Origin of the sequence: Pseudoalteromonas sp. T1lg24, from assembly GCF_002964745.1 — a bacterium.
Lineage (GTDB): Bacteria > Pseudomonadota > Gammaproteobacteria > Enterobacterales > Alteromonadaceae > Pseudoalteromonas > Pseudoalteromonas spongiae.
Genome location: NZ_PQCB01000018.1, coordinates 81,396 through 102,686 on the forward strand (window position 1 = coordinate 81,396; position 21,291 = coordinate 102,686).

Below are 21,291 nucleotides of genomic sequence, written 5' to 3' on the forward strand. Positions count from 1 at the left end.
AATGACCGTGTCACTTGAGTTATTCAAACGTAGGCTTGAAGTAGAATTGGAAGCGTTACGCAAAGAGGTAATTGAACATTATGGACAAGTTCAGCCCGCAATTGTTAATGACTTACATGCTATTAACTATAGCGATTGGCCAGACTTTCTAGAACAGCACTTTCTATTAAATCATGAACCTAAACTGAGTCGTTTAATTCAGTTGGAGGCGGCAATTGCGCAATTTGAAATTGGCCAATATGGCTATTGTGCAGACTGTGAAGAACCTATTGAGTTAGAGTTACTCGATAACGACCCAGCAACACAACGCTGTAAAGCATGTTCCCATTAGGCATTAGCCTAATGGGATATTTATCATCGCAAGCGCTGGTTCTTGTAATATTTTTGCTAATACACGATTAGCGCGTTCTTCATCAATCTCTAACTGCGTGGTTAGCACTGTAAGTGCATGCTCACTACTCCATGCCTGCGCATGAATACCGAAATCAACTTCTGCAATTACCGCTTGTTCTTTACCAAACGGCACGGCTGCAAATTCCGCGCGGCGATCACTGTATTTTGTACGCCAGTCTAAACCTGAGTTATTAGCGCATTTTGCGCTTATAAAACAAATCATAAATTGTGGTTCGCTGTTTACACTTTGCTTAATTATTAACAGACGAGTTAACACATCCGCAGGTTTTTGAGCCGCATTGGTAAAGTAGTTTAAACGTGCTTGATACCAGTCTTTACCATTAGGTAAGGCCCCAATGCCTGGGCTTCTACGTGGTGAGTAATCTTTTAAATAACTCTCAAATTCAGCTAATACGGCTTTTGCTGCTGGGAATGGTTCTAGCTGTTGTTCCGCGTTAGCTAGTTGGCGTAACAGCGCGTTTAGCTCAAAGCGACTGAGACGAACTTTGTCTTGATAGGCATTGCTCATTTTTTGCTGACTAAAGGCAATAAAGTCTGCGACTTCGGCATCTTCAACATGAGACACGCTCTGTAAGTAATTTAATACCGGATTGGCATTGTACGGCCAAGGAAAGAAACGTTCTGTAAAGCGCTGCTCTATCGCCAGCAACTGGGCTTCTGGGTTAGGTTTTTCGGATGCTCGCAATAATTGTTTAAATAGACTATCTCTTTGCGTTAAATACCGGTCGCTCATAGGCCACAAAACGTCGTTAGGTTCGCTCTGTGACGGGTAAAGCAAATTATTAAGCTGCTTTAAAGACGTCACTAATTCGGCCTCTGAGTGGCTGTTTGATGCGTCATCGCAGCCAAATAATAAAAAAGCGAAACAAATTGGTAGTAATAATTGCGTAAATTTAATCAATTTAATCTAACCTTAAAAGAGATGGTAATCTGGAGAGCGCTTATGATTTTTTCTTTTCAAAACGCCTCATTTCGCGATACGGAAACTGGATTATACAACCAAGCATACTTTATGGAAATTTTTAACCGCGAATGGCATAGGTTAATACGTGATAACGATAGTTTGTCTATTCTATTATTTAACCCACATATCAGAACCACTTCTGAGACTGAAAAAGCAAAACTAATTCAAGCAGGTAATATTCTAACCGAGCAAACGCTACGCAGCACCGATATTACGTGTCGCTTTAACGAGCATTGCTTTGCAATGGGGTTATTTGGACTCGATACCGAAGGTACAAAAGTGATTGTTTCCCGCATTCAAAACGCGTTGTTAGAGCAAGAGAAGCTGGGCTTATTGCACTGCAACTTAAGCATTGGTGCTGTGAACGTTAAGCCAGAGCTTACTATTGAACCTGGTGTTATTTTTGAAAAAACAATTACCGCTCTTCATTATGCAGAGCAAAACGGTGTTAATGCGTATCAGCTAGAAACATATACCATTCACTAGCATTTGAAACGGCATTTTGAGAGTAGCGCCATCCCTACTTTGTAGCGAGTAGATTTAGCGCTGCGTGCCGAACAAGTGATATATTTTTGTCGATATTCGACTAAAACTACTGCGGCTGGTGCTTTTTTATGTGGCGAGTTTGTGAATTAATCCGATTGCGCTATTCAACATTTAATTGCCGTAAATAAACAATAAATTTTAGGCATTAAAAAAGCCCCAATTGGGGCTTTTTGTGCGCGTTCAGCTATTAAATTTTAACGCCCTTACGGATCGCTTTGTCTTTAATATACTGAGACCAGCTCTTAGCAAATTTCTTCGTTTGCGGATAATCTATCGCTTTACGAACATTTTGATAAGCCAGCTTATACTTTTCTTGCTGAAGGTATGCTTCTGCAAGGTCTAAGTGGATCTGACCTTTCTTTTTATTGCCAAGCTCAAGTGCTTTGCTAAGGTTTTTAACTGCTAGTGCATAGTCTTCGCTCGTTACGAACATCGAACCTGCTTTACGATATAACTCAGAGTCATTATCGAAATCAGCTGCTTCAATGTAGAACTTCGCTGCTTTGTTATAATGCTTAGCATTATGGAAATATGCACCTAGTGTCGAAACCGTAGATTTGTCTTTCTTAACTTTCTTTGCTTTTACCGCTTTCTCAAGTGTAACACCTGCTTGGTATGGCATTTCGTTAAGTGAATACAAACTTGCAAGGAATTTAAAATGGTTAGCTGTTTCTAACGCATTGTTACGCTCTGCTACTTTCGCAGCTGCAAGACCTTTTTTGTAGTCTTCAACTGTCATGTAGAAAGAAGCTAAGCGAGTCCAAAGTTTGTACTCTGTTGGCCAAATCTTAATTTGCTCTTCACTTGTTTTAACCGCGTTATTGAACTGTTTAAGCTCAACATAAGCACCAACTTTTAAGTCGTATGCACTTTTGATTGGCTCTTTCTTAGAAAGCTCAATTGCACGGTCAGCTGGAGCTAGAATATTCTTATACTCTTTAGTTTCGTAGTAAGTTGATGCAATAGCTAAGTAAACTTTTGCATCTTCCTCACCCGTAAAGTCCATCCAAGCGTAGTAAGATGCGCGTGCATCTTTATACTGCTTTTCTTGGCGCTGTAAGTCAGCTTTAAGCTTCATTACAGTCGCTTGGTCTTTAAAGTTAAGAATATCAGGCTTAGCTGCTGAGTTAGCTAGACGAATTGCTTCGTCAAACTTTTCAAGCTGATAAGCCATTTGCGCCATGTAATAGTCAACTTGTGCTTTATCAAATTCATCTGAAGGTTCAATTTCCTTCAGCATTTGAAATGCACCAGCTACATCGCCCTCGATTCCTTTTTCCTGGTCGCCGTTGTAAAGGTCAAATGCTTTTACAACTTTTTTACCAGTACGCTCACCCATTACTTTGGTTTTGCGTTTCTTGCGTTCTTCAACCTTAGCAGGATCCGCTTTAGCCAAAGTTGGGGCAGAATAAACTGCACCACCAAGCGAAATTAATAAGGCTAGCGCTGTTACTTTAGATAAAGTTTTCATACTACCCCCTAGTTACCTTGGTCAAGTTTGAAATCAAGTTGAACTTCAATGCCTGCTTGACGTTGTGGTTTACCATCAACAATCTTAGGCTTGTATTTCCATTTACGTAGAGCACGTTTTGCTTCACGGTCGAAAATACGTTTCGGTTCAGCGTTAATAACTTCAATATCAGTTACACCACCTACTTCATCGATTGTAAAGCGAAGTTGTACCCAACCTTCTTTACCATCACGCGCAGCTTGTGGCGGATATTTAGGCTCAATTCGAACGATTGGTGTAGCATCACCATCTCGGCCAAATGCGCCTGGGCCATCTAGACCACCTGCCGTATTACCAACATCAATTGATGGCATATTAAACTGTAATCCTGAGTTGTTATTACTCGAATTATCAGGTTGCGGCGGCTGCGGTTTAGGCGGCTGCTTAGGTGGCGGCGGAGGCGGAGGCGGTACACGCTTCCTCTCCTGCACCTTTGATTCAGGCGGATTCGTCATAATTTCGACTACAATCTGCTCTTGATCATTGGCGGCGCGTTTATCGCCGCCAGAAATCAAGAACGCCATGAAATAAAATAAGCCGAAAGTAACTGCCCCACCTGCAATCAGTGAAAACAGAAAACGAATCATTACTTTTCTCCAGCGATTGAAATCTTCAGGTAGTCACCAGTAGCCTTGATCTGGTCCATAACCTTCATAACCACACCGTGCTTCGCTTCTTTATCCGCTTGGATAATCACGACTTCAGTAGGTTGTTCAGCTAATAGACGCTCGATGTTCGCAGATACACGTTCTACATCTACTTGGCGCTTATCCATCCAAACTTCACCGTTACCACGAATTGCAATAAAGATATTTGCATTTTTCTTCTTGGTAGCTTGTGCTGCTTTTGGTTTGTTAACTTCAATACCGGCTTCTTTAACGAATGACGTTGTTACGATAAAGAAGATAAGCATGATGAAAACGATGTCTAGCATCGGTGTCATATCTACCGCTGCGTCATCTTCTTCACGAATACGTTTATTACGTGCCATATTCAAATCTCTCTCTAGTGATGCGGCAAGCTATCGATAAGTTTATTCTTAGCCATCTTCGCTTTCGCTTCTAGACGTGTGCTAAAGAATACACCTGATAGTGCTGCAACCATTCCAGCCATTGTTGGGATCGTCGCCATTGAAATACCTGATGCCATTAAGCGTGCGTTACCAGTACCTTGAGTAGCCATGGTTTCGAAAACCGCGATCATACCCGTTACAGTACCTAATAAGCCGATAAGTGGACATACAGCTACTAATGTTTTGATCAACAACATACGCTCATCTAATTTCTCAGACGCTTCAGAAATCCATGCTTCACGGATTCTGTGTGCATACCAAGACGTAGTGTCCTGGCGGGCGTCCCAGTTAGCGATGATTCCCTTTTTCATTTTAGGAAACACGCTGGTCAGGAACCAATAGCGCTCAATCATTAATACCCACATAAGAAAGAGTGCTATTGCGACCACATATAGTACCTGGCCGCCTGTAGCCACAAAATCCCTGACAGATTCCCAGATCTCCATCAGGACTAGCATTAGGCTTTCTCCTTCTCCGCGTGAGCAGCAATAATACCAGCGCTTTGCTCATCTAGGATGTGTAGTACAGACTTAGAACGGCTTGCAACGATAGCGTGAACTAGGATTAGCGGTAGTGCCGCGATTAGACCTAGAGCAGTAGTTACTAGTGCCATTGAGATTGAACCAGCCATGATCTTCGGATCACCTGTACCGAATAACGTGATTTGCTGGAATGTTTCGATCATACCTACAACAGTACCTAATAGACCCATTAGAGGTGCGATAGCTGCGAAGATCTTGATGATGTTAACACCAGCTTCGATGCGTGGCGTTTCACGTAGAATCGCTTCATCAAGCTTAAGCTCAAGGTTTTCAACATCTTCTGACTTGTTGTCTTGGTAAACTTTAAGAATACGACCAAGCGGGTTATTTTCGTTTGGTGTGTTAAGATTCTTAAGCTGTGAACGGATCTTACCAGTAGTTAGTGTAAGGTCAGCAAGACGAATAATCGCGATGATGAAACCAATAACTAGTAGTACTGCGATTAGGTAACCAACTGTACCACCTTGGTGGAAACGCTCTTCGTGAGTCGCTTTCTGCGTGTTTAGACGTAGAATTGAACCACGAGTGATATCTGTATAGAAACCAGTGTAAGAACCAGCTGGAGTAGCACGTAGCGCTTCAGCAGAAGACAATACGTAACCATCAGGCTGACGACCTAGCGGCTGGATTTGCTTAGTTTCTGGGTGGTAAATTAAGTAACCTTGATCAGAGATAAGGTTGAAGTTACCAATACGCGTAACTTTAGCGTTAACTTCTGAACCGTCTAACTGAGCAACTGTAGTTTCGAAAGATGATACTTTCGCAGACTCAGTCATTTCAGTTTGCAGACCAATCCAAAGCTCTTCTAGTTCGCGAGTAGTTGGTAGTTCTTTAGCAGCAGCTAGAGAACGAAGAACTTCTTCACGTCCTGGCTTTTCAGCAGAAACTAGTGACGCTTCGATTGAACCGATTGTTTCAGATGCAGCACGACGTACAACACCGAACATTTCACCAAGCGTACCTTTCGCAGTTTCTAGTTCTGCTTCTTTAGACGCTAGTGTCGCTTCGTTTTGTGCGTATTGCTTCTTAAGACGATCACCGCGTGCTTCTTCAGCCGCTAGTTCACGTTGAGCTTTCTTTAATAACGCTTGCTTGTCAGCACGAGCTGATAAGAACTCTTGCTCACGTTGCTTGTTAATTTTGCCAGACGAGATACGGTCTTGCTTAACTTGCTCAAGGATTTTATCTAGAGCAGCTGTATCTGCGTGTGCATTTAGCGCAGCACCTGCAGAAACAGAAAGAACAGTAGCAACTGCTAAACCTTTAAATAGTTTCTTCATCGTGATTACTCCGCGCCAAAGATTGGAAGGCTAACAATATCGTAAGCTTTTTGCTTACGCGCCATACGAATAAGATCAGTAATAGGGCTGATGTATTCGTCACCTAGCTTGTCCCACTGCTTAGTAGAGTTGTTCCAAACCCAAGCATTCTTAAGGTCTAGAGACTGAGCTACGTAAGCGATACGACCAACACGACCGAAGTCTACAGTGATATCACGACCATCTAGGTTGATAGCACCTTGAGTAGCAGTTACAACAGTGCTGTAATCTTTCTCTGTAAGGTAAGCTTCAAGAACCTGACGGTACTTTTCAGAAGTCGTTACTGATGAGTTAGTCATTAACTCACGTAACTTTTCAACACGGTCTAAACGCTTTTCAGTGTCAAAAGGAACGTCCGCTTTGATGAATTGCTCAAGCGTATCGATCATGCGATACATCAAAGGCACAACGTTACGTTTAGTTGTATCGATTTCTTTGATTTGTTTATTTAATGATTCGATACCAGCATTTTGGTCTGCAACCAAACGTGCTAGGTGATCATTATAAACTTTTAGGATCTCAGTTTGGTTAATCGTAGTGTCATACTCCGCTTTCAGTTCAACTGTTTGCTCGAATACGTTATCGATTTTGTTCTGAGACTTTTGTGCAGCCTTAATAGTCTGACCTTCAACATTGTGAATGTCTTTCAAAGGATCTGCCATCACATTGCTGCTTGTAAGTGCAACCGCGCCAACCAACGCTGAAGCTACAAGACTTTTTCTGATTTTAACAGACATAGTTCCCAACCAATTAAGTAATGTTACTTTTTTAGAATTTAAACTGATTAAAACTCAATCATGAATGGTGCACATAAAAAATGCACCAACTCACCAATAATGCTAAATGCATAGAAGAGTGTCAACAGCCAAACTTAGTAAAATACTGCTCTAAGATAAACAAATGCTTTAATGCAACAATTTAATAAACAAACTGTTTACATTTAAACTTTTGTTAATCGCGCTATACCGTCCAAGAAAGAGAGTTTATAGCCATGTCAGATTGGCTTTAGTAAAAAATTATTAACAATTAACGCAATTAATTTTTTTTTCAAAAAAAACGCTTAGGTAGAAAGTTATTGAAAGGTTTTTAGGCTGAATTGATAAAGATATTCTGTTTTTAAATGACTAAATATGCGTTTGGGTACGCATAAGTATATAAAGAAGCATAAAAGTCATGCTTCTTTATATAAGCTTTCTGTGATTAGCTTGAATAAATGGCTATGCTATAGGCGCTAAGTTTATTTTCTTGCCCGTAGCACCCAGCATAATATCCCTTCATTACACGTTAATTGTTCAAGCGCCATTGATAACCACTGCGATTGAAATCGCGCAATAAAGTCATTAGCTTGTTGCTCACTCCAATAAGCATCAACTTGATCCTGAAGACGTAACTTATGACTAGCTAGATCATTCTTAATGCATTTAACCTTATCTAAGGATAATGTTTGCCAATCCATAATTAGCGGTACAAGTCGTTTGAAAGTCTCATTGTACCAATCTAGTTGTTGTTCAGATTGACACTCAAACTGCATTTTTTTGAAAAGTGCTAATAATGATTTGTTGAGTGTTTGAAAATGTTGTTCATTTTCATACGTTTTTTCACTCTGTAAGGTGGCACTCGCCTCACAATATGCCTCAAGTAGATCAAACAGTTCGCTCTCAACGAGTATATCTTGAAGCACATCGATACCAAGGCGACAATCAGCTGAAATAAATGACGTATTATGATGAATAAGCGCTACGAACTCCCCATTCGTTTGCAATACTCGATGAATATGCGTTAACGCCGCACCGGGCTCTGCATATTCAAAACCAAATTGGCTAACAACAACATTGAAGCTGTTTTCTTCAAAAGGCAATTCCTCCGCACGTACATTACCTTTAAATGTAATATCTTTCAGCCATTGATAGTTTTCGTTTGAATTATTAATAATGGCGTGTGGATTAATATTAGCCGCATCAATCGCTGTTACTCTAAATGAAGGGCTATACTTTTTAGCAAGAACCGCAAGGGCCCCATTTCCCGTTGCAACATCCAATATTGATGCGTCATCACTCAGGTGCGAGAAAGCATTTGACCAAAAATTAGCGATCTCTCCAGTATAACCGGTACTTTGGTCACCTTCGGCAAAACTATTAAGTGTGTTTTCGTTATTCCAATATAAATTCCAATGGTTCATGTTAACTCCATCAAAAAAAAAGGTGAGCATTAGCCCACCTTTTCTATCTTAACTGAATCGCTTATTAGAAGCTTTGAGAGAATCTAATGTAAGAAATTCGACCGTAAGCGTCATATAGGTTGAAGTTATAGTTACGACCACCGAATGGGCTTAGCTGTGGCTCTTTCTCGAAAGCATTCTGCATACCTAGAGAGATCTTAGTGCCAGTTGACATGCTGTAAGTAACTTGTAAGTCATGCGTTACCCAAGTAGCAATGTTACCTGAACGGTCTACGCCGCCAGCGTCGTTTGATTCAACGTCTTCGAACTGCTTACCGATTAGGTTAATGTTCCAAACGAAATCAAAGTCATCCCAGATGTACATGTTGTTTAACACTGCACGATCTTGTGGCTCACCTGGATCTTTAAGTGTGTTACGACCACCGTCAACTTTACTTGAGAACTGGTGGCTCCACTGTAACGTTTGCTTGAATGAACCCGCTTTGCCGAAGTCAAAGTTAGTATTTAAGTTCAAGTCAAGACCGTTGATAGCCCAGTTACCTTCGTTTGCGTAACCCTGAGTGATTAGCTCGATACCGCCATTTGAAAGACGTTCAACACCAAGACCTGCTGGGATTGGGTCGCCAGTCTGCTCACGACGAAGAATCGTGTTAGCACCGAAGAAACGAATCATGTTCGAGATTTCGATATCATAGTAGTCAGCTGAGAAGTTTAACCATTCTGTAGGCTGGTAAGCTACACCAAGTGAAATCTGTTCTGAAGACTCAGAACCAATTTCTGGGTTAGCAACTGTGATTGCACTTACTTGAACATCACAACCTGCTTCTAAGCCAAGGTTTAAACATGAAGGATCATCTGATACCGACGGGTTACCTGGAGACGGTTTAGCAGTAGTAATATCTAGCGTTGGTGCACGGAAACCTTCACCGTATGATGCACGTAGTACTAGGCCATCCATTACGTCATATTTGAATGACACTTTTGGAGAGAAGTCACTACCGTAGTCAGAATATTTATCGAAACGACCAGCAACAGACATCTCTAGGTTTTCTAGAATTGGAACTAACGCTTCAAAGTATGCACTCTTAACATCACGTGAACCGCCAGCACTGTTACCAGCTGAACCACCTACTTGACCCGCTTCTGATAGTGAGTCGTAAATGTCTGAGTATTCTTCTTTACGGTATTCAGCACCTACAACACCTTGAACCATACCAGCACCAAGCTCAAATACATCGAAAGATGCAGAAGTGAATAGTTCTTCTTGGTTATATGTACCGATACGAGAAGTCGTTACTTTTAAACCGCTTAGTAGTGCATCATATGCACTTCTTTCAGCGTCAGTAGTGTAACGAGCGCCAAATGGGTCATTTAACATGTAGCTACCGTTGTCCAGAGCTTGACGAGCATTACTAGACATTAAGTAGTTACGGCCGATTTCGTATGTCTTAGCTTTGTTTTTACGCGCACCTAAGTCAACAAATACGTCACCGATTTGACCATCAACACCAACTAAGAAGTCAGTTGACCAGTTATCAACGTTAGTATCGCGGTTACCAAGTGCTGCGAAACGGTGTCTAATTTGTACTAAACGAGGAGCATCGCCATTCGCGATATCATCTAGACGTGCATCAGCAATGTAGCTTGCAAAATCAGCATCGTAGAATGGGCTGTTCGGGTTAATTGGGTTGTTCGGGCTATCGTCAGATAGGAATGCCGCATCACCTGCGTTATTAAGTGATGGTGCATAACGACCAAACGACTTAGTTTTCGATACAAGTGTGTGCGAGAATAAACGCCAATCATCATTAATATCATATTCAGCTTTTAAGAAAGCTGATTGGTTAGCTGTAGATGCTTCATTCGCATTTGTTGCGTTGAAGTTATAACCACATAAACCTGAGCTTGTGTAGATGAAGTTTTCTAAACTGCTACACTCTGAACCTGAAATTAAAGATTTGTAACCAGCTTCTTTTTTAACGTTAACGCCGAAGCTTGATAGACCAGGTTCAACCCAGTAATAATCATGTTCGAAAATGATGTCACGGCTGTTCCAAGAAACACCACCGATTACAGATGCATTGTCGCTTGAAGCACCAAATACTGCTGAACCTTCTTCACGGTCACCGCCTTCTTCAGGTAGGCTTACGTCAGATGCACCAATACGAAGCTCTGCACCGTTGAAATCTTTACGAGTAATAATGTTAATTACACCCGCAATTGCATCAGAACCATATACAGCAGATGCACCGTCAGAAAGAATTTCGATACGCTCAACCGCCGCCATTGGGATTGAGTTCAAATCTTGAGAGTTACCTGTAGAAGGTGACTTAGGTAAACGACGACCGTCTACTAGAATTAGTGAACGAGAAGCACCTAAACCTCTAAGGTTTACTTGAGAAACACCTTGCGCTGAACTACCAGACTGAGGACGGAAAGAACCAGCTGAGTTGAAGCTTGTGTTACGGATTAAATCAGAAACAGAAGTTTGACCTGAAAAGTCAATCGCTGCACGGTCAATTACCGTTACAGGTACAGATGCTTCCATATCAGTACGCTTGATACGAGAACCTGTTACTTCGATACGTTCAACAGCTTCAGCTGCTTGTTCTTCAGCGGCATTAGCGTTTGCTGCAAACACAGCAGTGCTAGCACCACCGAAAGCGATCGCTAAACGAACCGCCTTCGCTAGTTTATTATTTAACATTTAGATTTCTCCCTGGACCACATTTGTGGATTTACTTTTATTCACAATCTAACAAATTGTTGATTGATTTTTTTGAGTCGGAACTCATTTATCCGAGGGCAATAATAATCATAAGGGCAAACACCGGTCAACATGTGTTTATAAAGTTTTAACATTTAAGACTTAGATGTTTCAGTTAGATCACATTTATACACACTTAGAAATACACCGCTTTTAGGTACAAAAAAAGCATAAGAAACTGATTTAAAACAAAAAAAATACAGGAGCCTCGTAAACTTTAATTGTAATCAAAAAATTACATTTTTTTTGAACTTTTTAGAAAAGGCTTTGTTGCTCATTAACTAACTGCTCAAAATTTAACATTAACGCCTTTTCAAGCGCCTCTACAATTGGCTTTAGTTGCTTATCTAAGTAATGTTGATAATCGATTCGATTTACTTCTGACACATCACCTTCAGCTAAGTAAACGGGGCCGTCAAGTGTTACAAGATAATTCACCCAGTCGCCTCGCTTGATGAAAAAATCGGGGTGTTTTAGCTGGTAATCTAATACTGCTCTAACATGAGGTGGGATATTACGGCGATACATTTCAAGCTCTTGCCCCAAGCGCTTGCGATATACAAGTTTGTCATCAAAAGCGCCTGATTTAAGGGCACTAACCTGTTGTGTGATGTATTCATCTACAGCTTGATTGCTAAATAGTCGTTGGTACAACTCGGTCTGAAACTCTTTCGCTAAACGAGTCCAATCGCCACGCGCCGCTTCAAGACCTTTAAATATTAGCTCTCCATCTTGGTTAATACCGGCATAACGCTTCTTCGACCCGGTTGTTTCACCGCGCAATGTCGGCATAAAGAACGGCTGATAATGAGTTTCAAACTCAATTTCTAGTGCGCTGTCTAAACCTTTTTCGCTCAATTCAGCCTGCCAATAGCTATTTATTTTGTTAACTAATTGCTTACCTATGTCGTTACATGTTGCTTTACAGGCTTCTCCGTCTATCGAGACAAAGGTTGAATCTGTATCACCATAGATCACTTGATAACCAGCTTGTTCTATTAACTGCTTGGTTTTTTTCATAATTTCATGACCACGCATGGTAATCGAACTTGACAAGCGCGGGTCATAAAACCGGCATCCGGTCGAACCTAATACGCCATAAAAACTATTCATAATAATTTTTATGGCATAAGACATAGTTTCATCTTTGGCTTTTTTTGCAGCTTCTCTTGCTTGCCATAGCTGACTGATAAGCGAAGGAATAAAATGTTTGGTGCGTGAAAACTGAGCACCGTTAAATCCCTCGATCGCATCATCTTCCATTAACCCTTCAACTAACCCCATAGGATCAATCTTAAAAGTGCGAATGATTGATGGATAAAGACTTTTATAATCGAGTACCAAAACATTCTGATAAAGCCCAGGAAGTGAGTCCATTACATAACCACCGGGGCTTTCAAATTGTACTGGTGAATCACCTAAATTAGGGGCGATATACCCAGCACGATGTAAATGCGGCAAATATAAATTAGTAAACGCCGCGACGGAACCGCCTAAGCGGTTTAAATCAAGCCCTGTGAGTTTGGACCTTGCAATGGCAAAATCGATTAGCGATTTATTCTGAAAAATATCCCACACCAGCTTACAGTCTTGCAGATTGTATTTGGCTAACGCTAGTTTTTCGTGTTTAAACTGGCGTTCGATTTCTGCAAGCGTATCGCCACCTTGGATCAGCTTTTCTTCACCGAGTAATTCGTAGCTTACTTGCCCTAAACGAAAGCTAGAAAAATGATAGCTTGCGTTTTTCAGCATATCGATGCCATCAAGCACCATACGCCCGGGTAAGTTAAGTTTATTGATTTTTGATTGCGTCACTCGAAGCTGACTTGCAAACCGCCCAAGCGACAACGTTACACCCAGTGCTTCTGCTCGCTTAGCTAACATCGAAAAGTCAAAATCAATAACATTCCAACCTATAAATACATCTGGGTCTAATTCTTGTGTGATGGCAATGAAGCGCTTGAGTAAGGCGGTTTCATCAGCAACCCACTCCAACCACTCGTGACTTTCACCTTGCCCTATCATTACCACTTTTTGGTAATTCGCATTATAAAAGCCTATCGAATATAGCACCCCTAACCCACTGCACTCTATATCGAGTGAGACACAAGTCAATTCGTGCGCGGCTAAACTCGCTTGTTCACTTTTAGCAAGTTTTGCTTGATACAAACAATGCACACCCTGGCTAAACTTATATTGCCCTTTTGCCCATGCTTGCCCTTGAATAAAACGCTCCATTAAATAGCGCTCAGCGTGGCGAATATCCTGTTCGTAAAGGATCACACCGGCTTCATTTGCTGTTTCTTTTGCAGCAAAAAAAGCTTTCAAGCTAGTGAAATAAAAGCCGCTAACGTTACTTTGATTAAAATGTTTAAGCGACAGAGACTTTTGCTCAAAAGCAATCCCCTCTCGCTTAAGCGCATCGGCATACCATTTTGCATCTTCTGATAAACAAAATACCACCGCCTGCTCACCTGTAACTTCAACACGTACAGAGCCTTCTTTAGACTTTAACCAAAACACTAAGGTCAGCTTACCGTCGCGGTCAAACTGTTGTTTGGTTAAAATTAACCCAGAAAAAGTACGCTCAATTACCATTACAACTATTATTAAACTTGATTATCGCGATAGTCTAACAAAAGAAAAAATGACTGTATTGCATTGTTATTAATTACAAGCACCTTTAAAATCGCAAAAACGCCTTTTCTCGGACCTAACATGCTGGCTGACTCCCTAAAAAAAACCATTCGTACTATTCATACTAATATTGCAGCCAAATTACCTGATTACCGCTCACGTCCGAGTCAAAATTACTTAGTGGCAGAAATCGCTAAAACCTTAGCGGGAAACTACCATCGCACAGAGCGCATTGCGGTAATAGAAGCAGGCACAGGTACAGGGAAATCGTTAGCATATTGTATCGGAGCTATTCCCTACGCAAAGCAGCACAAAAAGAGCCTAATCATTTCAACCGCCACAGTTGCGTTACAAGAGCAACTAATCAATAAAGAACTGCCATTTTTTGCAAAGAACTCAGGGATTGAAATTAGCTTTGAGCTCGCAAAGGGACGTCAGCGTTATGTTTGCGCCGAACGTTTATACAACGCGCTCGTTGATGATCCATCGCAGCTTAATTTCTTAGCGACCACCGATGCGCCACTGAATGAAAAAGAGCAAGATAGTTTAAAACAACTGCAAGCCGCCTATAAGAAAGGCACATGGCAAGGCGATAAAGATACTTGGCCTAAAGTCATCTCCGACAATGTATGGCGTTTAATTCAAAGTGACAAACACTCATGCCAACGTCAATTAGCTAGCCATGCACACTGTCCGTTTCATAGTGCTCGCGATCGTTTAGCTAAAGCTGATGTGATTATTGTAAACCACTCATTATTACTCGCTGATCTAGAACTCGGTGGTGGGGTTATTTTACCCGAACCTGCAGACAGTATTTACGTAATCGATGAAGCACATCATTTACCACAAGTGGCACGCGACTTTTCATCCGCATCAAGTACTTTAGTAGCTACTTTAGAGTGGTTAGATAAGCTAGCTAAATTTAACCAAAAAATGGCTAATGCGATTAGCTCAACACGGGCAACGGGTCTCAACTTTAAACTTGCAGATGCCATCAACGACAGTGCAAAAGACTTAAAAAATGTGAAAACGTTTTTTGCCGATAATTACTTTGAATTTAATGAAGATAATGTGCACCGTTTTGAGCAAGGGCAGTTACCAAAAGGTATCAGCAATTGGGTGAAAGATTTAAAGCAATCATCAAACAACATGCTTAAGTTTCTTACCAAAATGCACGACGCGCTTACCTTAGATTTGTCTGATGGCGACGTAAGTAAAAAAGTCGCCGAGCCACTGCTATCTGAAAGCGGGCATTACTTAACGCGCCTAGATGGCTTCGCTAAGTTATGGGGAAACTTATCTATTGAACAATCAAATCCTCCCCATGCACGCTGGCTTAAGCAACTTGAATACAAAAATCACGTTGATTATCTGTTAGCAGACTGCCCTATTCAAGTCGGCTATTATTTACACGATAAGCTATGGCAAGAATGTGCAGGTGCGGTGCTTTGCTCCGCTACCTTATCGGCACTTGGTTCATTTGACCACTTTGCTTTTGAAGCGGGCTTGAAACCTATCGAAGGGGTTAAGTACATCAAAGCACAATCGCCTTTTGATTATAAAGAAAATGCAGTGCTGACTATTCCTAACATCAGCAAAGAGCCAAATCATAAAGAATTCAGCGACGAGTTAATTAAAACTCTGCCCAATTACATTAAAAAAGATCAAGCAAACTTAGTGTTATTTGCCTCTTATTGGCAAATGAACCAAGTGGCAGAGGGTCTTAGAAAAAAAGGTTTCAGTTTATTACTGCAAGGAGAGGCCTCTCGCGATGCGTTACTTACGCTTCATCGCGACAAAGTTAAAAATGGAAAAGGGTCAATTTTGTTTGGCACCCAAAGTTTTTCAGAAGGGTTAGACCTACCAGGTGATTTACTGACAAACTTGATCATCACCAAAATCCCATTTGCAGTGCCCACCTCGCCGATAGAGCAAGCACAAAGTGAATATATCGAAACGAAAGGTGGTAATCCATTTTTGTCTATCACCGTACCCGAAGCGGCAAAGAAATTAGTACAAAGCTGTGGTAGACTGCTTCGTAAAGAATCTGATAGTGGTGAAATAACCATTTTAGACAGACGCTTAGTTACCAAGCGCTACGGTAAAGCCATGTTAGATTCGCTGCCCCCGTTCAAACGAAAAATCGAGTATTAATGATAGAACTAGCTTTAGAGCCAACAACTTGGCTTGTGCTTTGCTCCGCAGCATTGGCCGCAGGGTTTATAGACGCTGTTGCCGGTGGTGGCGGTATGTTAACCGTGCCTGCCCTTTTGACCGCTGGCCTGCCACCGCATTTAGCACTCGGTACCAACAAACTAGCCGCTAGTTTTGGGTCATTTACAGCAAGTTTTACGTATTACAAAAAAAAGCTTTTTAACCCACGCTTTTGGCTGGTATCAGCCTGTGCGACTGCCCTAGGTGCAATCTTTGGTACATTAATTGTTGATTTTCTTACCCAAGAGTTTCTTAACTTGTTGCTTCCTGTGGTGATTATTGTGGTGGCAATATATAGCTTATTTAATAAAAGCCAATTCGCAGAAAATATGCAGTTGCCAAGTCAAAACTCACAGCTAAAAGTAAAGCAAAGCTGGCAAGGGCTTATTCTTGGCTTTTACGATGGCGTTGCAGGGCCTGGTGCAGGCACATTTTGGACCGCTTCAAACAGCTTTTTGTATAAAATGGGTATATTGCTTAATTGCGGTTTAGCACGTTCGATGAACTTCATTAGTAATGTGGTATCGCTAGCTACCTTTATTGCACTTGGCCATGTGCATTTTATGTTAGGTTTAACCATGGGCGCATTTATCATGCTTGGTGCATGGATAGGCGCACATTCGGCAATAAAATTCGGCAGCAAGTTAATTAAACCTGTGTTCAATACCGTTGTCATTGTGTTGGCCATAAAATTAATTTTAGATGTCTATGCTTAAAAAAGTGCACAAGTCGAAACGCTTAAAAACCAAGTTGAACGCTTAAAAGTTAGCTGCCAACAGTTTGACCAGCAAAATTTATTTAAAAATGAACGCTTTGTAAAAAACCAACACGGTTTATTTGAACACCACCTATTTCGCACTAAAAGCGTAAAGTTAAGCGATTACTTAAATGAAGTATTTGATAATATCGACGCACTTCCCTCAAGCGAACGAAGACATGCCCAGCGTTTTGCCCTTGAGTCAATTTCACAGCAAATTGACGCTATTATCACTGCATTAAAAGCTACCAGCGTTTGGCAAAAAGAACAACAATTTAAGCCAGTTACTCGCTATAAAAAAGTAGTTAAAAAAATCATTCAATCATCGCAAGAGTTGTATCGTGAACTATCTCAAAACCATGAGTTTGAGCGTCGCTTACAAGAAATGATTGAACTTAGGCAAAACGAGAAAATAAACTGCAGTGCTGAGCGCGCCAAAGAGTTAAATAACGAAATCCTTGTGCTACATGGTAGGTTGGGCCGTTGCCGTAAGGCCATTACGGCCGTCGAGGAAAAAATTCAACTAGCGGAGAAATCAAACCGATAATGACCATACCGATTTTCTATCACCCTAGTTACTCATCTTTATCACTGCCCGAAAACCATCGCTTTCCAATTGAAAAATACCAATTGCTCTACCAGTTTATTAAGCAAGAATTGGCTGAGCAATTTCGCTTTATCACGCCCGAAAAAGCAAGTTTAGATGATATTAGCAAAGTACACTGCCCTATTTTTGTACAACAGTTTGTAACAGGCATCCTTGAGCCAAAAGCGATACGTAAAATGGGATTTCCGTGGTCGCCACAACTTGTTGAACGCACGCTTTATTCAATTGGCGCATCAATTCAAGGAGCAAAGCTTGCGCTTGAAACACAAATCGCAAGTCAAATAAGCGGCGGCTATCACCATAGCTTCCCTAGCTTTGGTAGTGGCTTTTGCATTTTTAATGATTTGGTAATTGCCGCTCGCCATTTACTTGATAACAACCTAGTAAGCAAAGTTGTTATTCTCGACCTTGATGTACACCAAGGTGATGGTTCAGCGGTATGCGCACAAGCGATGGACGATATCGTCACAATTTCATTGCACTGTGAGCAAAACTTCCCAGCCAAAAAGCAACATTCAGATTACGATTTTACGCTCAATAAACACGCTAATGACCAAGAATACCAAACCATGTTACAGCAATGCTTACTTACATTGCTCATAGAGCAACCTGATATCGTGCTCTACAATGCGGGAGCCGATATTTATAGCGGCGACGAGCTGGGCTATTTCAACGTCAGTTTAGCGGGCGTAAAACAACGCGAACAAAGCGTGATCTCGTTTTGTGTATCTCATGATCTCCCTCTTTTTACGGCGTCAGGTGGCGGTTACCAGCGAAATGTTGACAACCTAGTAAATGTTCATAAACAACTATATTTAAGCATGACAAATGGATAGACGATTCCTAAGATATAAGCAATACTAAGAACAGTCACATTAAGTAATCTTAAGGAATAGCATGAAATTACATGACGATATTCATAATTATTACGAAAAATTATTAATCGACGAAATTGAAAAGCAAAAAATTGAAGCTAAGTATGACAACGACACATTGGCTGATTTTTGTTGTACTGCATTGAATCAATTGCCATCACGATACATTCGCTTTGAAGTGGATATGGCGTTTTATTCATCGCAAAGTGAACGCTTAGAAATGGAACAGCGCGTAAGAGACGCGATTGAGTTTGCAACCGCTGCCGTTGCAAAACGCGGTAACAGTGATGACTGAAAGTAATACCCTAGCAAACGCGCCTAAACACGTTCAATTAGCGGTGGATTTAATAATGCTGCTAGAACAACATGAGCTTGATGCTAAAACCGTACTGCAAGCGCTTGAAATTGTACAAAAAGACTTTAAGCAAAAATGCCAAGAGCAAACGACTTAACCCGTATTTTGGTTAACTAGTGCGGCGCTAAAAACTCAGCAGTTACAAAGCGTGTGACGTCTTGATGAAAATCACTATGATAGTATTTAAGATGAGCACGCAATAACGCCCCATCTTGATTTAATGTATCAATTTGCTTATTCACTTTTTTAATAAACTGCCGTGTTTCCGAGTTATTTACACACATTAAACGGCCTAAAAGATATGGTTCAATGCCCGCAACCGTATAACTTACCGTTGATTCTTGCCATTGCTTCGCACTCATTTCGAGTGGATAAAAAAGCGCGTATTCACCGCGTTTTTCGCTAAACATATCCAGTATACCTTGCACATGAGATGCACCGTGTCGCACAATCTTGTTTTGCTCAGGCAATTTGGTAATTTGCTGATCTAATTTATCGCCGTATGAAATCTGGTCTGACACAATTAAGCGTCGTTGTGGATACTGCACAAACAATTCAGCCAAACTAATCGGCTCGTTAATACCTTGCGATGATAAATCTGAGAGCTGATAGAGCCGTCTGCCCAAAAACAAATTAATGGGTTTACTAAAGATAAATTGCTGAGCGCGCTGATGCGTTTTGATTTTATTCGTAATGCAAATCGATTGGCCTTTTGCCATAAACTTTAACGAACGCTTAAGTGGCACAAACTCAAAATGTAATTTATGCGTTTGCTGTGTTAAGGCTAAGATATTTGTTTCAGACGATAAGCTGCGCATGTCACTTTGTTTAAAGCTTGCTAAATCATGTGCATTATCAGTGTGCAATATTATTTTTGCTGTGGCTGGCAAACACCAACAAATAAAAATAAAAATGCTAAATTTAGTGAACGGGAATTTCAAAGGTAACCTGCTGGGGAAGTAATATTTAACGTGCTTATTGCTGTTTATCTAAACCAGTCATAAAAATTTAACAAAATTTTATAAAAGAAGCCATTGATTAGAGACACGCTGCATAATTTGGGGACAAACAACCGGTTTTAGTTATTGTAACCTAGGTCTGTTTATATTTTGTTTAGCTTATGCTTTTGATACAAACAACAGCCTAAGTTATAAATCACCTTGATAAAAGAAGATCAAAGGTGATTTAACACCTTCAGTGACTACCTATTTATTTTACATGAGGTAAAAATACTTTTACCACTAAGCCCGTTTTGCCACCTGAACGATTATGCAAACTGAGCTGGCCATGATGAGCTTCGGCAATTTCACGACACAGCGCCAAACCTAAACCGCTGCCACTGGCTTTCGTTGAGTAAAATGGAATTAATGCGCTTGCCATAACTGCTTCGCTCATGCCGGGGCCCGCATCGATCACGCTGATAACGGTGCCACTTTGTTTATTTTCAATACTAACCGCAATTTCTTCCGGTTTCGAACCGGATTCATGAGCGTTTTTGAGTAAGTTAATCAACAATTGTTCAAGTTGAATATGATCAGCAAAACATCGGAGCTTTGGCACGTGCCCGTCAAGTTTAAATGCATATTGCTGCTGCACATTACTCAGCATACTTTGCCAATCAAGCAACTCCAATTTTGGCAGCGGTAGCTTGGCAAACTTACCATACCCCTGGACAAACTCATTCAGGTGACTGATCCGCTCCTGCAATGTTGAGAACACACGTCCTAATCGCGGCTCATCCACATTTTGCGATAACAATTTGCCACTGTGCAACATCGATGACATTGGCCCTAGCGAGTTATTTAATTCATGGCTAATAATACGTATCACTTTCTTCCATACCGCGACTTCCTGACGACTTAATTCGCGCGTAAGCTGTTTAAAAATATACAAGCGGTGTTGGTGATTGTTTAATAGAAATTGCCCTGTAGACAGATGCCATGTTTCACTTTCATCTTTTTCGTGCTGTAAATGGAACAAGCCATCTCTGCCCGCTTCCATTGCTTGTTTTATTTGTTCATTGGCGGCGCTGTAGAGTTCTTCACGCTGTAAGCCTTCAAGTTTGTGTTCACTATTAAATAATCGATTAGCACTGTGGTTACTAAACACCACATAATCATTGCTATCAATCAGTACCAAGGCTTGAGGAGAAGATTGCAGTACTTTGTCCAACATTAATTCTCGCTGATAAATCCACTGCTTTTCTTGGCGTAAATGGTCCGCTGTTTGATTGTAAATGTGGCAAAGGCGGCCTAATTCATCTGGCGCATCGTATGCTAGCAGGCTAGAAAATTCACCGTCTTTGAAATTTAACAATCCGGTTTCAAGGGCTTGAATCCCTGAACTGACCGATTGCGTGAGTAAGCCGCTAATAAACCATGCCGCGCATAAAGTAATTAATATAACCACGACACTTTGTTTCAGCGAGACATCCAGTACCAGTAATAATGGGATCAGCACCAGAATAAGGCTTATTACAACCGCCAATTGCAATTTGGTTTGGGTACGATAGTGAGCAAAAACAGTTTTCATA

19 protein-coding genes and 1 pseudogene are annotated in these 21,291 nt (G+C 41.0%); 8 read left to right on the top strand and 12 right to left on the bottom strand.

What is annotated here, in order from left to right; all coding sequences use genetic code 11:
- Position 1: 1 nt before the first annotated feature.
- On the top strand, positions 2 to 331 hold the full coding sequence (locus C2M30_RS11305) for a TraR/DksA family transcriptional regulator (protein WP_010559758.1): 330 nt from the start codon (positions 2 to 4) through the stop codon (positions 329 to 331).
- A gap of 3 nt (positions 332 to 334) precedes the next feature.
- Here C2M30_RS11305 and C2M30_RS11310 read toward each other — a convergent pair whose 3' ends face one another.
- Entirely contained in the window at positions 335 to 1,315 is a 981-nt protein-coding gene (locus C2M30_RS11310; RefSeq protein WP_105171702.1) for a hypothetical protein, read from the bottom strand.
- 42 nt (positions 1,316 to 1,357) lie between these two features.
- Here C2M30_RS11310 and C2M30_RS11315 point away from each other — a divergent pair, with 42 nt between their 5' ends.
- Positions 1,358 to 1,864: a diguanylate cyclase gene (locus C2M30_RS11315; RefSeq protein WP_105171804.1), complete on the top strand. Its 507-nt coding sequence runs from the start codon at positions 1,358 to 1,360 to the stop codon at positions 1,862 to 1,864.
- 247 nt (positions 1,865 to 2,111) lie between these two features.
- On the opposite strand, the gene C2M30_RS11320 is transcribed toward C2M30_RS11315, so the two are convergent.
- From C2M30_RS11320 to C2M30_RS11360, 9 genes are all read right to left on the bottom strand, one after another.
- Positions 2,112 to 3,395: a tetratricopeptide repeat protein gene (locus C2M30_RS11320; protein WP_105171703.1), complete on the bottom strand. Its 1,284-nt coding sequence runs from the start codon at positions 3,393 to 3,395 to the stop codon at positions 2,112 to 2,114.
- An 8-nt stretch (positions 3,396 to 3,403) separates the two neighbouring features.
- The gene (locus tag C2M30_RS11325; RefSeq protein WP_100913695.1) at positions 3,404 to 4,021 is read right to left on the bottom strand and encodes an energy transducer TonB; all 618 of its coding nucleotides are present in this window, start codon (positions 4,019 to 4,021) and stop codon (positions 3,404 to 3,406) included.
- Positions 4,021 to 4,425, bottom strand: a complete 405-nt coding sequence (locus tag C2M30_RS11330; RefSeq protein ID WP_010559753.1) for an ExbD/TolR family protein — start codon at positions 4,423 to 4,425, stop codon at positions 4,021 to 4,023. Before C2M30_RS11330 ends, C2M30_RS11325 begins: the two co-directional genes overlap by 1 nt.
- A 14-nt stretch (positions 4,426 to 4,439) precedes the next feature.
- Positions 4,440 to 4,964, bottom strand: coding sequence for a MotA/TolQ/ExbB proton channel family protein (locus C2M30_RS11335; RefSeq protein WP_010559752.1), 525 nt, complete (start codon positions 4,962 to 4,964; stop codon positions 4,440 to 4,442).
- A complete protein-coding gene (locus C2M30_RS11340; protein WP_010559751.1) occupies positions 4,964 to 6,328 on the bottom strand; it encodes a MotA/TolQ/ExbB proton channel family protein in 1,365 nt (454 codons plus the stop codon). The genes C2M30_RS11335 and C2M30_RS11340 overlap by 1 nt, the downstream gene beginning before the upstream one ends.
- A 5-nt stretch (positions 6,329 to 6,333) precedes the next feature.
- Positions 6,334 to 7,104, bottom strand: coding sequence for a DUF3450 domain-containing protein (locus C2M30_RS11345; protein ID WP_010559750.1), 771 nt, complete (start codon positions 7,102 to 7,104; stop codon positions 6,334 to 6,336).
- 500 nt (positions 7,105 to 7,604) lie between these two features.
- Positions 7,605 to 8,546 (bottom strand): class I SAM-dependent methyltransferase, encoded by a 942-nt coding sequence (locus tag C2M30_RS11350; RefSeq protein WP_158683384.1) that lies wholly within the window; start codon positions 8,544 to 8,546, stop codon positions 7,605 to 7,607.
- A gap of 64 nt (positions 8,547 to 8,610) precedes the next feature.
- Positions 8,611 to 11,253: a TonB-dependent receptor plug domain-containing protein gene (locus C2M30_RS11355; protein WP_100913697.1), complete on the bottom strand. Its 2,643-nt coding sequence runs from the start codon at positions 11,251 to 11,253 to the stop codon at positions 8,611 to 8,613.
- Between the two features lie 315 nt (positions 11,254 to 11,568).
- The gene (locus C2M30_RS11360; protein WP_105171705.1) at positions 11,569 to 13,911 is read right to left on the bottom strand and encodes a DNA polymerase II; all 2,343 of its coding nucleotides are present in this window, start codon (positions 13,909 to 13,911) and stop codon (positions 11,569 to 11,571) included.
- Between the two features lie 120 nt (positions 13,912 to 14,031).
- On the opposite strand from C2M30_RS11360, the gene dinG reads away from it, so the two are divergent.
- From dinG to C2M30_RS11390, 6 genes and pseudogenes are all read left to right on the top strand, one after another.
- Positions 14,032 to 16,104 carry an ATP-dependent DNA helicase DinG gene (gene dinG, locus C2M30_RS11365; protein WP_105171706.1) on the top strand — a complete coding sequence of 691 codons (2,073 nt, stop codon included), beginning with the start codon at positions 14,032 to 14,034 and terminating at the stop codon, positions 16,102 to 16,104.
- Complete coding sequence (locus tag C2M30_RS11370) at positions 16,104 to 16,880, top strand: sulfite exporter TauE/SafE family protein (RefSeq protein ID WP_105171707.1); 777 nt, start codon at positions 16,104 to 16,106, stop codon at positions 16,878 to 16,880. The genes dinG and C2M30_RS11370 overlap by 1 nt, the downstream gene beginning before the upstream one ends.
- 30 nt (positions 16,881 to 16,910) lie before the next feature.
- Positions 16,911 to 17,468 (top strand): annotated as a pseudogene (locus tag C2M30_RS11375) (primosomal replication protein); the annotation flags it as partial.
- Complete coding sequence (locus C2M30_RS11380) at positions 17,468 to 18,364, top strand: histone deacetylase family protein (RefSeq protein WP_105171708.1); 897 nt, start codon at positions 17,468 to 17,470, stop codon at positions 18,362 to 18,364. The pseudogene C2M30_RS11375 and the gene C2M30_RS11380, both read left to right, overlap by 1 nt.
- A 61-nt stretch (positions 18,365 to 18,425) precedes the next feature.
- Positions 18,426 to 18,698, top strand: coding sequence for a late competence development ComFB family protein (locus C2M30_RS11385; protein ID WP_010559742.1), 273 nt, complete (start codon positions 18,426 to 18,428; stop codon positions 18,696 to 18,698).
- Positions 18,691 to 18,855 (top strand): YbaM family protein, encoded by a 165-nt coding sequence (locus C2M30_RS11390; protein WP_010559741.1) that lies wholly within the window; start codon positions 18,691 to 18,693, stop codon positions 18,853 to 18,855. Before C2M30_RS11385 ends, C2M30_RS11390 begins: the two co-directional genes overlap by 8 nt.
- 16 nt (positions 18,856 to 18,871) lie before the next feature.
- Here C2M30_RS11390 and C2M30_RS11395 read toward each other — a convergent pair whose 3' ends face one another.
- A complete protein-coding gene (locus C2M30_RS11395; RefSeq protein ID WP_158683386.1) occupies positions 18,872 to 19,624 on the bottom strand; it encodes a hypothetical protein in 753 nt (250 codons plus the stop codon).
- Positions 19,625 to 19,967: 343 nt separating this feature from the next.
- Positions 19,968 to 21,290: a sensor histidine kinase gene (locus C2M30_RS11400; protein WP_105171710.1), complete on the bottom strand. Its 1,323-nt coding sequence runs from the start codon at positions 21,288 to 21,290 to the stop codon at positions 19,968 to 19,970.
- Position 21,291: the final 1 nt, after the last annotated feature.